Source organism: Candidatus Didemnitutus sp., assembly GCA_019634575.1.
Lineage (GTDB): Bacteria > Verrucomicrobiota > Verrucomicrobiia > Opitutales > Opitutaceae > Didemnitutus.
Genome location: JAHCAY010000001.1, coordinates 1,123,897 through 1,137,643 on the forward strand (window position 1 = coordinate 1,123,897; position 13,747 = coordinate 1,137,643).

General features: G+C 67.5%; 11 protein-coding genes. 4 read left to right on the forward strand and 7 right to left on the reverse strand.

Translation table 11 applies throughout. The features are described from left to right. Positions 1-52: 52 nt before the first annotated feature. From rapA to KF715_04660, 3 genes are all read right to left on the reverse strand, one after another. Complete coding sequence (gene rapA / locus KF715_04650) at positions 53-2,905, reverse strand: RNA polymerase-associated protein RapA (protein MBX3735959.1); 2,853 nt, start codon at positions 2,903-2,905, stop codon at positions 53-55. Between the two features lie 120 nt (positions 2,906-3,025). Beyond that, positions 3,026-4,729, reverse strand: coding sequence for a nucleoside kinase (locus tag KF715_04655; GenBank protein ID MBX3735960.1), 1,704 nt, complete (start codon positions 4,727-4,729; stop codon positions 3,026-3,028). A gap of 173 nt (positions 4,730-4,902) precedes the next feature. Next, positions 4,903-5,664 carry an SDR family oxidoreductase gene (locus KF715_04660; protein MBX3735961.1) on the reverse strand — a complete coding sequence of 254 codons (762 nt, stop codon included), beginning with the start codon at positions 5,662-5,664 and terminating at the stop codon, positions 4,903-4,905. 160 nt (positions 5,665-5,824) lie between these two features. Here KF715_04660 and KF715_04665 point away from each other — a divergent pair, with 160 nt between their 5' ends. Next, a complete protein-coding gene (locus KF715_04665; GenBank protein ID MBX3735962.1) occupies positions 5,825-6,760 on the forward strand; it encodes an AraC family transcriptional regulator in 936 nt (311 codons plus the stop codon). On the opposite strand, the gene KF715_04670 is transcribed toward KF715_04665, so the two are convergent. Next, positions 6,761-9,208: an ABC transporter permease gene (locus KF715_04670; GenBank protein MBX3735963.1), complete on the reverse strand. Its 2,448-nt coding sequence runs from the start codon at positions 9,206-9,208 to the stop codon at positions 6,761-6,763. Between the two features lie 132 nt (positions 9,209-9,340). On the opposite strand from KF715_04670, the gene KF715_04675 reads away from it, so the two are divergent. Then, positions 9,341-10,624: an MHS family MFS transporter gene (locus tag KF715_04675; protein MBX3735964.1), complete on the forward strand. Its 1,284-nt coding sequence runs from the start codon at positions 9,341-9,343 to the stop codon at positions 10,622-10,624. Between the two features lie 75 nt (positions 10,625-10,699). On the opposite strand, the gene xerD is transcribed toward KF715_04675, so the two are convergent. Beyond that, positions 10,700-11,668: a site-specific tyrosine recombinase XerD gene (gene xerD, locus KF715_04680; protein ID MBX3735965.1), complete on the reverse strand. Its 969-nt coding sequence runs from the start codon at positions 11,666-11,668 to the stop codon at positions 10,700-10,702. Positions 11,669-11,730: 62 nt separating this feature from the next. Beyond that, on the reverse strand, positions 11,731-11,997 hold the full coding sequence (gene infA / locus KF715_04685; protein MBX3735966.1) for a translation initiation factor IF-1: 267 nt from the start codon (positions 11,995-11,997) through the stop codon (positions 11,731-11,733). A gap of 121 nt (positions 11,998-12,118) precedes the next feature. Here infA and KF715_04690 point away from each other — a divergent pair, with 121 nt between their 5' ends. Together KF715_04690 and KF715_04695 are read left to right on the forward strand one after the other, a co-directional pair. Next, the gene (locus KF715_04690) at positions 12,119-12,649 is read left to right on the forward strand and encodes a nucleoside deaminase (protein MBX3735967.1); all 531 of its coding nucleotides are present in this window, start codon (positions 12,119-12,121) and stop codon (positions 12,647-12,649) included. A 133-nt stretch (positions 12,650-12,782) separates the two neighbouring features. Further along, a complete protein-coding gene (locus KF715_04695; protein ID MBX3735968.1) occupies positions 12,783-13,406 on the forward strand; it encodes a superoxide dismutase [Mn] in 624 nt (207 codons plus the stop codon). Between the two features lie 19 nt (positions 13,407-13,425). Here the strand turns inward: KF715_04695 and KF715_04700 are convergent, their stop codons facing one another. Then, positions 13,426-13,695: a 4-oxalocrotonate tautomerase family protein gene (locus KF715_04700; protein ID MBX3735969.1), complete on the reverse strand. Its 270-nt coding sequence runs from the start codon at positions 13,693-13,695 to the stop codon at positions 13,426-13,428. Positions 13,696-13,747 lie beyond the last annotated feature (52 nt).

The window sequence follows — 13,747 nt, forward strand, 5'->3', positions numbered from 1 at the left end:
GCCTGCATTTGCCGCGTTCCGTCGCGCGCGCACTGCCTTCGCTCGCAACGCCTCAGTCGCGCGGGCGCTCGAGCACCAGTCGTAGCGAATCCAGGCGCAGTCGCGCCGCAGCGATCGCGGTGCGGACCTGCTCGAGTTGCGCGCCGACCAGGGCAATTTCCTCCGGACGCACGTGGTCGTTCAGCTTCTGCAAGTCGAGCAGGCGCTGCCGCTCCGCGGTCAGCATCGCTTCCGCGCGGTCGGCCGCCGCGCGGCGCAGCTCCACGGCGCGCGTCTCGGCCTCTTCGCCGGCCGCGCTCACTAGCTTCTTCAGCACGGCGGCGTTGAAGCCCGGCTGCTCGAGAAAGCGATGCAGGTCACCATCCTCGAACGTGTCCGCGATGTCCTCCGCCGCACGCTCGTCGGTCAGATCGTTGCCGCGCACATCCACGACCACGCGCACCGGTTGCGGCGCGAGGAAACGATCCACGCCCCACCGCGCCTCGGCGACGGGCTCGAGCACATAGACCGCCTCGACGAACAAATTCGGCGCGTCGCCGACGGAGGTGCCGAACGCCGTGGTGCCCGCGGGCGAGTCCACCAACAGATCGCTGGTGTCGCGCAGCAACGCGTGATCGGCGGAGAGAAAGGCAATGTCCTCGCGCGACAGCGCGCGCCGGCGATCGAAGGTCGCCAGCAGTCCGTCGGCCGGGATCGACGGGAAGCTTTCCACGTAAGCGTGGCTCGCATCGAGCGTGACCTCGACGCCCTCGTGCTCCTTCACCGTGACGCCGAAGTGATCGAGCAGATCGAGGAGCAGCGTGCGCACGGAACGATCCGCCTCGGCGGCGCGGATCGCATCGAGGACGCGCGCGGCGGCGGCGGCGTTGAAGGAATTGAGTTCGAGCAGCCGGTCGCGTCCTTTTTCAATGCGCGCCGCCCGCTCCCGCCGAAACGCCTGCGTGTCCGCCACGAGCGCCGCGAGTTCCTTTTCCCGTGCGCTCGCACGCGTCGAAAAACCGGTCGCCAGCGTCAGCAGCGGCACGCGAAACGCCTCCTGATAATCGGCGCCGCCGTGCAACGGCGCTTCGAACGCATCGAGCCCCGCGTGATACCACTCGACCACCGGTTCCTGGGCGCTGCCGCGCACATAGGGCACGTGCACGCGGATCGTCTCCGTCTGGCCGATGCGATCGAGGCGCCCGATGCGCTGCTCGACGAGCCCGGGATTCAGCGGCAGGTCGAAGAGCACGAGATGGTGCGCAAATTGGAAATTGCGGCCCTCGCTGCCGATCTCGGAGCACAGCAACAATTGCGCGCCATCGGGCTCGGCAAACCACGCCGCCTGCCGGTCGCGCTGCACCAGCGGCAGCCCCTCGTGAAACTGGCCGACCTTGAAGGCGGCCTTTTCCTGCAACGCCGCCTCGATCGCCGCGACCTTCCGCGCCGAGCGGCAAATCAAAAGCACTTTCGCCGGCTTCATTTCCGCCAGAAATTCCGCGAGCCACGCGATGCGCGGATCGTCACGGAACGAGTAACGGATCGCCGCCTCTCCGCCCGTTTCCTCCGCTTCGAGTTCGCGCGCGATGCGTGCGAGCAACGTCGTGTCGTCCATCGCATCGCACGGCACCGGGCAAAATTGCCGCCGCGGGAAACCGGTCATGCCCGCCCGCGTGTTGCGGAAGACCACGCGCCCCGTCCCGTGCTGATCGAGCAACGTGCGCAGCAAGGCTTCGCGCGCTCCCGCCCGTCCGGCCTTCAGCGCCGCCAGATGTTCCTCGACCCGCGCCGGATCGCGCGTGAAGAGCTGCCGCAGCGCCGTGTGATCCTTCGCCGTCAGCGCGCGCTCGCCCACGATCTTGTCCGCGATCGCGGCGACGGCGGTGAACTTGTCGGCCTCGGCGGTGAACTGCGCGAAGTCCGCATAGCGCGCCGGATCGAGCAGCCGCAACCGCGCGAAATGTCCGGCGAGCCCGAGCTGGGTCGGCGTGGCGGTGAGCAACAACAAGCCCGGCGTGCGCGCGGCGAGTTGCTCGACGAGCTGGTAGCCCGCGCTGGCCGCGTCCGGTTGCCATTCGAGATGATGCGCCTCGTCCACGATCAGCAGGTCCCAACCCGCCGCCACGGCCTGCTCGCGCCGCGTCTCGCTGGCCGCGAGGAAATCCGTGCTCGCAAGCGCCAGCTGCGCGGCGAGGAAGGGGTTCTGTTCCGGCTCGCTGCGTTCGCATTCGGCGCAGCGCGCCTCGTCGTAGATGCTGAACCAGAGGTTGAATCGCCGCAGCAGTTCCACGAACCACTGGTGCGTTAGCGATTCCGGCACGAGCACCAGCGCGCGCCGGACCTGGCCGACGGCGAGCAGACGCTGCAAAATCAGGCCGGCCTCGATCGTTTTGCCGAGACCGACCTCGTCGGCGAGCAACACGCGCGGCAGGCGGCGCGAGGCGACTTCCTGCAGGATGTAGAACTGGTGCGGGATCAGGTCGACGCGCGCCCCGAGAAACCCGCGCACTTCCGACTGCCGCCACGCCGCCTGCCAGCGCAAGGCGCGCAACCGCAAGTCGAACACTTCGCCCGGCTCCGCCTGCCCCGCGAGCAAGCGCTCCGGCGGACGGCTGACACTCGTGACATCCGACACCTCGTCCTCGCGCACGCTGCGTCCCTCGCCCGCGTAGGTCAGCAGGCCGTCTTGCTCTGTCACGCGTTCGATCGTGAACCGCGCACCCGCGCGCGCGGCGACGACCTCGCCGACGCGGAACAGCACGCGTTTCAGCACCGGCGTGTTCAACGCATAGAGGCGGCGCTCGCCGGCGGCGGGGAAGTCGACGGCGATCCGCTTGGCGGCGCGATCGACCTGCGCGACGACACCGAGCCCGAGTTCGGGCTCGCGTTCACTGAGGCAGCGTTGGCCGGCGACGGAAAGCGACATGCCGCCATGAGGGGCGAGTCGCGCGCCATTTCAAAAACAATTTGGCGGCGACGAGCGCGCCGGACGCGATGCTCATGCCACAAGCCGGCGCCCACCTTCGGAGGAACGCCTAACCGCAGCTCAGCCGCCCCACGCCTTGAAATCCCTCAGGCTCGAGCCGCCGAGGAACTCACGTAGGATCGAGTTCTCCGGCACCTGGCCGGCGTCGATCGGGGCGAACCACTGGAGCAGCGCCAGCAGGCGCACGGCCTCGACGTGCTCCGGCGTGCCGTGCGGGACCTGACGGAGCAGCGGCTCGGCGATCGGGCGCAGCGCGGCGAGTTCGTAGACGAGCGCGGAGTTGAACATCGCGTCGGCGTTTTCCTGATGCGGGAAGATGTGCAGCTTTTCGCCGCGGCGCACCGATTCCCAGCGCGAGAGCGTGTCCGTCGCGGAGTAGCCACGATCGCGGGCGTCGCGCACGATGCGCCGGACCAGGCGCGTATCGGTGGTCGAGAGACGGTTGTGCCGGTCGAGGCTGAGCTGCGTGAGCGCGGAGGCGAAAACACGGAACGCCTGCGCCGCGAGCGCGGGCGGCACGAGCGCGGGATTCAGGCCGTGGATGCCCTCGAGGATCACGATCTGGCCCGGGCGCAACCGCACGACGTCGCCCGTCTCCGGACGTCCGCGCACGAAGTTGTAGCGCGGCAGTTGCACCTCGCGGCCCTCGAGGAGCGCGGCGAGATGTTCGGCGAGCAACTCGAGGTTGAGCGCGCCGATGGTTTCGAAGTCGAATTTGCCGTCGGCGTCGCGGGGCGTGCGCTCGCGCTCGACGAAATAGTTGTCCATCTCCAGGGCGAACGGCGAGAGCCCGCGTGCGAGCAGCTGCACGGCGAGGCGGCGCGAGAAGGTGGTCTTGCCCGAGGAGGACGGCCCGGAGATGAGCACGAGGCGGCCGCCGTCGCCGCGCTCGGCGATTTGCTGGGCGATGCTGGCGATGTGCTGTTCGTGCAACGCCTCGGACACGAGCATGATCTCCCGCGCGCGGTTAGCCTGGATGGCGTTCACGAGCGCGCCGACGTCGCCGATGCCGAGCCGGTCGAGCCAGTCGCCGTATTGGCGGAAGGCCGCGAGGAGTTTCGGCGTGGGCACGATGCCCTTGGGCTGCTTCGGCGCGTGCTGGCGCGGGTAGAGCAACGCGAATCCGCCATTGTCCACAACCAGATCGAACCACTCCAGATAACCGGTCGACGGCACCATGTATCCGTGGTGGTAATCCACGTAGCCGTCGACTTGGTAGAGATCGATCGTCGGGCTCTTGCGATGACGCAGTAGGCGGACCTTGTCGGCCGCGCCACGCGCCTCGAACACCTCGATCGCTTCGGACACCGGCACCCGCCGGTTCTGGAACGGCAGATCCTGCGCCACCAAGCGGCGCATCTCGTCGCGGAGTTGCGCGAGTTCGTCTGCGCTCAACGGCGCGCGACCGCGCACCTCGCAATAGTATCCGCCGGAGGAGAGCGCATGGTCGACATGCAACGAGGCACCCGGAAACTGCCGGCTGAACGCCGTGCAGAGCAGAAACGTGAGCGAGCGCCGATAGATGCGCGCACCGTCCGCATCGGTCATCGCGACGGGACGGACCCGCGCCTCGAGTTCGAGCCGGTGCGTCAGCTCGCGCAACTCGCCGTTGACGATCGCACCCACGATCCGCGACGGCCACACCGGACGCAGCGGCTGGAGCAGTTTCTCGAGCGACTCGCCGCGCGCGCCGCGCATGACGCGTCCGTCGGGCAGATGGAATTCAACGACCTCGCTCGGGGGAACAAAACAGGGCTCGGACATGGGAGACGATAGGGCTTCGACAGCAGGCGGGCGGCGCGAATGCACCGCACAGCAGGAAGATATCGGCGCAAACCGGCCCCGGCTTCAAAGTAAAAACCACGGCCCCGCTCCCGGCGCAGGGGCCGATCAGGCCGCTGCGCCAGCGCATGCCGGCGAAACCGAACGCAGCCGCCTCAAAGGAGCATTCCGCCGGAGGCTTCGATGCGCTGGGCGTTCACCCAGCGCCCCGCGTCGCTGCAAAGGAAGTCCACCACCCCGCCGATGTCCTCCGGCACGCCGACGCGCCCCAGCGCGATGTGTTGGGCGAAAAATTCCCGTGCCCCGGGTCGCGAGAGCGCTTCGTGCGTGAAATCCGTCTCGATGATTCCGGGCGCCACGACGTTCGCGCTGATCCGCCGCGCGCCGAGTTCCTTGGCCAGGTAGCGGGTGAAGACCTCGATCGCGCCCTTCATCGAAGCATAGGCCGCGTAGCCCGGGACGCTGAAACGCGCGAGTCCGGTCGACGTGTTCACGATCCGGCCGCCATCCGCGAGCAGCGGCAGCAGGCGCTGGGTAAGGAAGAACACGCCCTTGAAGTGCACCATGAACAGCTCGTCGAAGGCCGCCTCGGTGAAGTTCGCGAACGGCGCGGCGCGGTCGACGCCCGCGTTGTTCACGAGGAAGTCGAACGTCTCACGCTGCCATGTGTCGCGCAACACAGCCGCCAGCTCCGCCGCGAACGCCGCGAAGGTTGCCGGGCGCGCCACATCCAGCGGCAGCACGACCACCCGGCGCCCAAGCGCACGAATCTCCGCGGCGACCGTCTCCGCCTCGTCCCTCCGCTGCCGATAAGTGACGACGAGGTCGGCGCCGGAGCGCGCCAACTGGAGAGCAATGGCGCGGCCGAGGCCGCGGGAACTGCCGGTAACGAGGGCGATTTTTTCGGTGTGTTTCATGAGAGGAAAAGGCGCATCGCGAAGAACGTCGTGCGCACCACCATCCTAGCGCAGACACCGCGATCCCGAAATACCCGGGGCTCGCGATTCCTTGCCCATTCCTCCGGCGGGGCGGGAATGCCGTTGCGTCCTACACCGACCGGCTTGCCTATTCCTCGCCATGCGCACCGCGACTTCGCTGCCTGGCTCCGCCGCTCCCTCCGCTGATGTCGCCACGCGCCGGCTGGCCGAACTATTGTCTGAGCTGGCGACCGGCGAGGGATTTTCGGCGTCGCGGCTGCCGGGCGTGCGATTCATGCGCTCGACGATTCATGTGCCGCGCTCGCCGATCGCCTACGATCCCGGCCTCTGCCTCATCGCGCAGGGCACGAAGATCGGACACTTCGGCGAGCGACGCGTGGTCTACGACGCGCACAACTATCTCGCGCTCGCCGCACCGACGCCGTTCGAATGCGAGACGCGCGGGAGCGCCAGGCAGCCGGTGCTCGGACTTTTCGTCACCGTGCCTCCGGCTCTGATCGCCGAGTTGCTGCTGCAAATGAATCCCGGCGACGAGCGGTCGAGCAACGCCGTGGCGGTCCAGACTGCGCCGCTGGACGCAGACATGATCGGCGCAGCCGAGCGTCTCGTCGCCAACCTCCGCGAACCCGAGGATGCGCGCATCCTCGCGCCGCACGGTGTGCGCGAGATCGTCTACCGCGCGCTGCGCGGACCGCTCGGCGGCAGCCTCCGCGCCTTGGCGGCTCCGGACTCGCATTTCGGCCAGATCAGCCGCGTGCTGCACCGGCTGCATACCGATTTCGCCCAGCCCGTCGGGATCGAGACACTGGCCCGCGAGGCCGGGATGAGCGCCTCGACATTTCACGCGCGGTTCAAGCAGATCACTTCCTCCTCGCCCGTGCAGTATCTCAAGGCGCTGCGACTGCACAAGGCGCGCCTCCTGATGGTGCACGACGGCCTGAACGCCAGCAGCGCCGCGCACCGCGTCGGCTACGAGAGCGTTTCGCAGTTCAGTCGGGAATTCAAACGCCTGTTCGGCGCCACGCCCGCCGCGGCTGCCGGCCAGCTGCGCGAAGCGCTGGTGCGACTGGCCTGATCAGTCGTCGCGCAACGCGTCGATCGGCGACACGCGCGACGCACGGTGCGACGGCACGAATGTCGCCGCGAGCACGACAAGCAGCAGGACCGCCGCCGTCGCGCCGAGCACGCCGAAATGCAATGTCTCGACGCCGAAGAGCTGGCTCTTCATCGCGCGCCCCGCCCCCCAGGCGCCCACGAGTCCGAGGGCCGTCCCGGCAAACAGCAGCTTCACGCCGAGCCCGAGGAATTGCCCCAGCACCTGCTGCGGTTGCGCGCCGAGCGCCATGCGCACGCCGATTTCGCGGCGGCGCTGGTTCACCGCGTAGGCGAGCACGCCGTAGGTGCCGATGGCCGCGAGCACGAGCGCGACACCCGCGAAGATGCCCGCGAGAATCGCCGGCGAGCGCCGCGAGACGACCGACTCGTCGATCCACGCCTGCATCGGCTTGATGTCGTTCACCGGCAGCGTGGAGTCCAACGCGAGCACGGTCTTCTGGAGCGCAGGCGCGAGGGTGGCGGCGGGCAGACTGCTTCGCACCGTCAGCGCGAAAGTGGAGGACGAGTAGTGTTGATACGGGAAATACAGCGCACCCTGCGCGAAGGTCTCGGCGAGGCTCGTCTGCTTCACGTTGCCGACGACACCGACGATGGTGAAAGCCTCCTTTTCGTTGAAAGTCGGCCCGTTCACCAAGCGGTGGCCGAGCGCGCTTTGGCCGGGCCAGTAGCGCTGCGCGAAATCCACGTCGACGACGCACACGCGTTGCTCGCGGTGACTGTCGGCCTCCTCGAGCAGGCGGCCCTCGACGAGCGGGATGTTCAGCGCGCGCCAGTAGTCGCCCGCGACACCGGAAGTGAAGTGCGCGTGGATCGTGTCTCCCGGCTTGATCTCGATGCCTTCGATGGCGATGGCGTTGTTGTTCGTGTCGCCCGTCATCGGGAGATTCGTGTTCAACCCGACCGCCGTCACGCCGGGCTGCGCCCGGAGCTCGCCGAGCAGACGCTCGACGAAGGCGAGGCGCGGTTTCTCGTCGGGGTAGTTTTTGTAGGGCAGCGAAATCTGACCCGTCAGCACCTGGTCGGGATTGAAACCGGGCTTCGTGGCGAGCACGCGCTGGAGACTCAGGCCGAGCAGGCCCGCGCCCGCCAGCAACACATACGCCAGCGCGACCTGCGTGACGATGAAGGCGTGGCGGAGATTCTGCGTCGAGCGGGTGACGGTGCCGCCGCGGCTCTCCGCCTGCAGCACAGGGGCGAGCCGCGTGTGGGAGTTGAACCAGACGACGGGCACCGCGAGGGCGAAACCCACGAGGACGGAGCCGGCAAAAGCCACGAGCGCCACGCGTCCGTCGAAGGCGACAGTGGCGCCGAGCGGCAACTGTTCCGTGCCCAAGGCCGCGAGGAGCTTGATGCCGGTCGCGCCAACCGCGAGACCGAGCAAGCCGCCGATCACGCCGAGCAGCACCGTCTCGAGCAGCACGCCGCCGGCGATGTCGCGGCCGCTGGCGCCGAGCGCCTGCCGCACGGCGATCTCCTTGGCGCGACCGCTGGCGCGAATCAGGAGCAGGTTGACGAGATTCACGCCGCCGATGAGGAGCAGGAAGAGCACGCCGCCTTGGAGCAGGAGCAGCACAGGCCGGATTTCGCGGACGTGGTCGGCGTGCAGGCCGAAGACGTTCGTGCGATAGCCGGCACCCTTGATCAGGTGGGCAAAGGGATCGTCCTTCGCCTGCTCGGTGTTGAAGGCGTCGATCTGCGCCTGAGCCGTCGCCACCGTTTCCCCGGGGGCGAGGCGCGCGAACAGCAGGTAGTTGTTGGAGTGGCGGCGGTCGGGTTTCCGGTCCTCGGGATTCGAGGCGGCGGGGGTGAAGAACTGCGCCTTTTCCGACAGGAAGCGGAAGCCCGGCGGCAAGACGCCGATGACCTCGAACTCCTCGCTGTTGAGCGTGATCTTGCGGCCGAGGACATTCGGATCGGCCTGGAAATGCGTGCGCCAATAAGCATCGGTGAGGATGACGACGCGCGCGTCCTTGTAGAATGTCTCCGCCTCGGTGAACGTGCGGCCCATGGCGAGCGGCACGCCGAGCGTCGCGAAGAACTCCGGCGACACCCGGCCGCGCTCGACGCGCACGGGAGCGCCGGCATCGCCGACGATAGCGGTGCCGCCCTGGAAAATCGAAGTCGAGGCGAACGCCTTGATGGCCGCCTTGCGATCGTAGTAGTTCGGCAACGAGGCACCCGCGCGCTCGACGCCGGCGCCGGGATAGGCATTCACCGCGATGACGAGACGGTCCGGCTCCGGAAAGGGCAGCGCGCGGACCAGCACGGCGTCGACGACCGCGAAGATCGCGACGTTGGCGCCGATGCAAAGCGCGAGGGTGAGGACGACGGTGGTCGTAAAGCCGCGCTCGTGCACGAGCCGGCGGAGAGTTTGACGCAGGGCGTTGGCCGAAAACAGAGAACTCACGCTCCCACAACCCGGGGAGCCGCGCCGGAGTTACAGCAAAGTTGCGCGGAATCCCGCCCCTTTCGCGCCCAAGGCGTATGTGACGGAGGCCAGTTGACGCGGCGCGCCGGTCCCGCATAACCGCACGCACGCATGAGCGACCCCGGCTCTGAACCACGCCCCAATTCCGCCCGCCGCGTCCTGCTGGCCAGTCTCGCCGGCACGACGATCGAGTTCTTCGATTTCTACATCTATGCCACGGCCGCAGTGCTGGTGTTTCCGCGACTGTTTTTCCCCGCCTCGGAGCCGGCGGCAGCCACGCTGCAATCGTTCGCGACGTTCGCATTGGCGTTCTTCGCGCGCCCCGTGGGCTCGGCGGTGTTCGGGCACTTCGGAGATCGCATCGGGCGCAAGGCCACGCTCGTCGCCGCGCTGCTCACGATGGGGCTCTCGACCGTCGCGATCGGTTTGCTGCCGACGCATGCGAGCATCGGCATCGCGGCGCCGTTGCTGCTGGCGCTATGCCGGTTTGGACAGGGCTTCGGGCTCGGCGGTGAATGGGGCGGCGCGGTGCTGCTCGCCACAGAGAACGCACCGCCCGGAAAGCGGGCGTGGTATGGCATGTTCCCGCAGCTGGGGGCGCCGATCGGGTTCCTGATGTCGGGCGGAATTTTCGTCGTGTTGTCGAAGACCATGACCGACGCGCAATTCCTCGCCTGGGGCTGGCGCCTGCCGTTTCTGGCGAGCGCGGCGCTCGTGCTCGTCGGCTTGTGGGTGCGACTCAAGATCAGCGAGACACCAGCGTTCGCGCGGGCGATGGCGGAGGAGAAACGCGTGGCGGTGCCGATCATGACGGTCGTGACGGCGCATACCCGCGCGCTCGTGCTCGGCACGCTCGGGGCGGTGGCGACGTTCACGCTGTTTTATCTGCTGACGGTTTTCTGTCTGAGCTGGGGCACGACGAAGCTCGGGTTCACGCGGGAGAAGTTCCTGCTGATCCAGATGACCGGCGTGCTGTTCTTCGGCGTCGCAATTCCTGTCTCGGCCGTCGTGGCCGACCGGCGCGGACGCAAGCTGACGCTCGCACTCGTCTCGGCGGCGATCGTGATGTTCGGGCTCGTGCTCGGGCCGATTTTCAGCGCGGGCACGGGCGGAGCGTTCGCGGCGATGATCGTGGGCTTCACGCTGATGGGCCTGACTTACGGACCGCTGGGCACGATGCTGTCGGAGCTGTTTCCGACGGCGGTGCGCTACACCGGCGCGTCGATGACCTTCAATCTCGCGGGCATCCTCGGCGCTTCGCTCGCGCCGTATGCGGCGACTTGGCTGGCGACGCATCACGGTTTGCCGGCGGTCGGGCACTATCTGGCCATCGTCGCGGCGATCACGCTCGGCGCGATCCTGCTGAGTCACGAGACGCGGGACGCGGAGCATTAAGGCGACGCTGCGGGGAACTCGTGTCGCGCAGACCTCCGGACTGCTTCGACGTTCGTTGCGGGCTGGAAGCCTGCGCTACTCCCTCAGCTTGTTGCGCGGGTGATGCTTCGCGTGTTGGTCGAGCAGGCGCGAGGATTCGACCGCGGTGTAGATCTGCGTCGTGCCGATGCTGGCGTGGCCGAGCATCTCCTGAATCGCGCGCAAATCCGCGCCGCCGCCGAGCAGGTGCGTGGCGAACGAATGGCGCAGCAGGTGCGGCTTTACGTGCTTGGAAATGCCGGCGCGCTGCGCGTGGGTTTTGACGATAGCCCAGACGGTTTTACGCGAGATGGCTTTGCCGCGCTCGGAGAGGAACAGTTCGCTGCCGGTGCGCGGCTTCACGAGACGCGGGCGACCGGAGCCGAGATAGGCGACGACGGCGTCCTTCGCCTTTTCGCCGAGCGGGACGACGCGCTCCTTGCTGCCTTTGCCGAAGACGCGCACGAAGCCGTGCTCGAGGTCGACTTGCTGCAGCGTGAGCGCGCAGAGCTCAGAGATGCGCAGGCCGCTCGAATAAAACAGTTCCAACATCGCGCGATCGCGCACGCTGTAGGCGTCGGCACCGGTCGGAGCGACGAGCAGTTTTTCCATTTCGCCGGGCGAGAGCACCTGCGGGAGTTTACGGCGGAATTTCGGTCCGCTCAGCAACTCCGTCGGGTCGTCGCTGCGCGCGCCGGACGGCACGAGGTGCTTGCGGAAGAGCATCCGCATCGCGCTGAGTTTCCGCGCCTGGCTGGACTCCGTGAATTTCTCGTCGGCGAGCCAGTGCAGCCACGCGGAGAGATTGTCCGTCGTCGCGGCGCGCCAACCGGCGACGCCTTGGCGGGCGAGGAAGTGCGCCGCTTGCACGAGATCCTTTTCGTAGGATTGCGAGGTGTTGCGCGAGAGGCCGCGCTCGAGTTCGAGCGTGCTGATGAAAGCGTCGATTTCGTCCGCGAACGCCGCCGGCGCCGGTGGCATGGGCGCGTCTTTCGGCTGCGAGCGGCGGGAACGAGCGACGGACATGCCTCCAGAAACGAAAAGAGCGCGTTGGGGTCAACGCGCTCGGCAAAATCGTGGGTCCGCGCTCAGCGGCGACGGAAACCGCCTGGACGCGGGCCGGGATTGGGGTTCAGCTCGCGCACACGGTAGGTGATGCGCGCCTTCTCGAGATCGTAGGGACTCATCTCCATCTTCACCGTGTCGCCGGCTGCGATCTTGATGAAGTGCTTGCGCAGCTTGCCCGAGATGTGGGCCAGCACCACGTGGCCGTTGGTCAATTGAACGCGGAACATCGTGCCCGGGAGGACGGCGACGACCTTACCTTCTACTTCGATCGATTTGCCGTCAGACATGGTGGAGGTGCGGGCTGGAGGATTGGGTCATGCAATAAAAGCCCCTTGTAACCGGGAAAAGCGCCCCGTAGTCAAGGCTTTCCCTCTGGCGCCGCCGCCGCGTCACTCAGGAAAAACACCGATGGCCGACTCCTTTTCAGAGCAACGCACCGCGCTCCCCTGCCCGTTCGACAAAGTCCACCCGTCGCAACTCGTGCGCGACGACGCGTTTTTCATGTGGCTCGCCTACAACCAAGCCATCGACGCCTGGCGCGCGGACGAGGTGCCGATCGGCGCCGTGATCGAGCTCGGCGGCGAGGTCGTCGCCGCGGCCCACAACCAGCGCGACAGCACGCGCGACCCGACCGCGCACGCCGAGATCATCGCCCTGGGCCAGGCCGCGCGCGCGATCGGCGATTGGCGGCTGAACGACGCCACACTCTACGTCACCAAGGAGCCGTGCCCGATGTGCTCAGGCGCGACGCTCATGTCGCGCGTGAAGCGGGTCGTCTACGCTGTCGCCGATCCGAAGATGGGCTGTCTCGGCGGAGCGACCGACCTCAACGCGCTGCCGCAGGTGAACCACCACCTCACCATCACACGCGGCGTGCTCGAGGAACCGTGCCTGAAACTCATCCAAGCCTACTTCCAGCTGAAGCGACGCGAGGTCTGAGCGCGCCGGGGCACACGGTGCGACACCGCGCGAGTGCAACTAATGCAGAATCGAAAAACATATTAGGCCGCCAAAGTTGACGCGACGCGCCCCGCGTGCACCTTGGAACCGCTCCTTTTCACCCACCACGAACATGGCATACGAACTCCCGAAACTGCCCTACGCCTACAACGCCCTCGAGCCGCACATCGACGCGCGCACGATGGAAATCCACCACACGAAGCACCACCAGGCTTACGTGACCAACGCGAACAACGCGTTGAAGGACCACCCGGCCCTCGCCGCGCTCGACGTCAACGCGCTCATCGCCGACCTCGCAAAGGTCCCGGAAAACATCCGCGGCGTCCTCCGCAACAACGCCGGCGGCCACAGCAATCATTCGTTCTTCTGGACGATCATGGGCCCGGGCAAAGGCGGCGCACCGAAAGGCGCGCTGGCCGACGCCATCAACGCCACCTGGGGCTCGTTCGACGCCTTCAAGGCCGAGTTCGCGAAGGCCGCCGCCGGCCGCTTCGGCTCCGGCTGGGCCTGGCTGCTCGTCAGCGCCGACAAGAAGCTCTCGATCGGTTCGACCGCGAACCAGGACAGCCCGCTCATGGGCAAGGCCGTCGCGGGCGTCGAAGGCACACCGGTCATCGGCCTCGATGTCTGGGAGCACGCTTATTACCTGAACTACCAGAACCGCCGCCCGGACTACGTCACGGCGTTCTGGAACGTCGTGGACTGGGACGCCGCCGCGAAGAACTACGGCGCCTGAGCGCGCCGCAGCGCACGCCTCACTTCCTTTCGAGCCGCGCGGTGCCGCGCGGCTTTTTCTTGCCCGGAATCCGCGACGAGGCTTTCACCGCGTTCATCTGCGCGAGGTAATCCGTCGTCAGCATCCCGGCGAACCCCCAGTTGTCGGTGTCGATCTCATCGATGACGATGTGCGTCTGTTCGGGCTTCTTGCCTAGATGCTGCTGCAGCGAGCGTGTGATGTCGGCCACGAGCTGCTGTTTCTGAGCGCGCGTGGCGCCGCGGGTGATCTGCACGTTGACGTAAGGCATGCGCCGGACCGTAGCGCGCTTTGCGGAGCGCGCAAATCCCGCGCCCGGCACT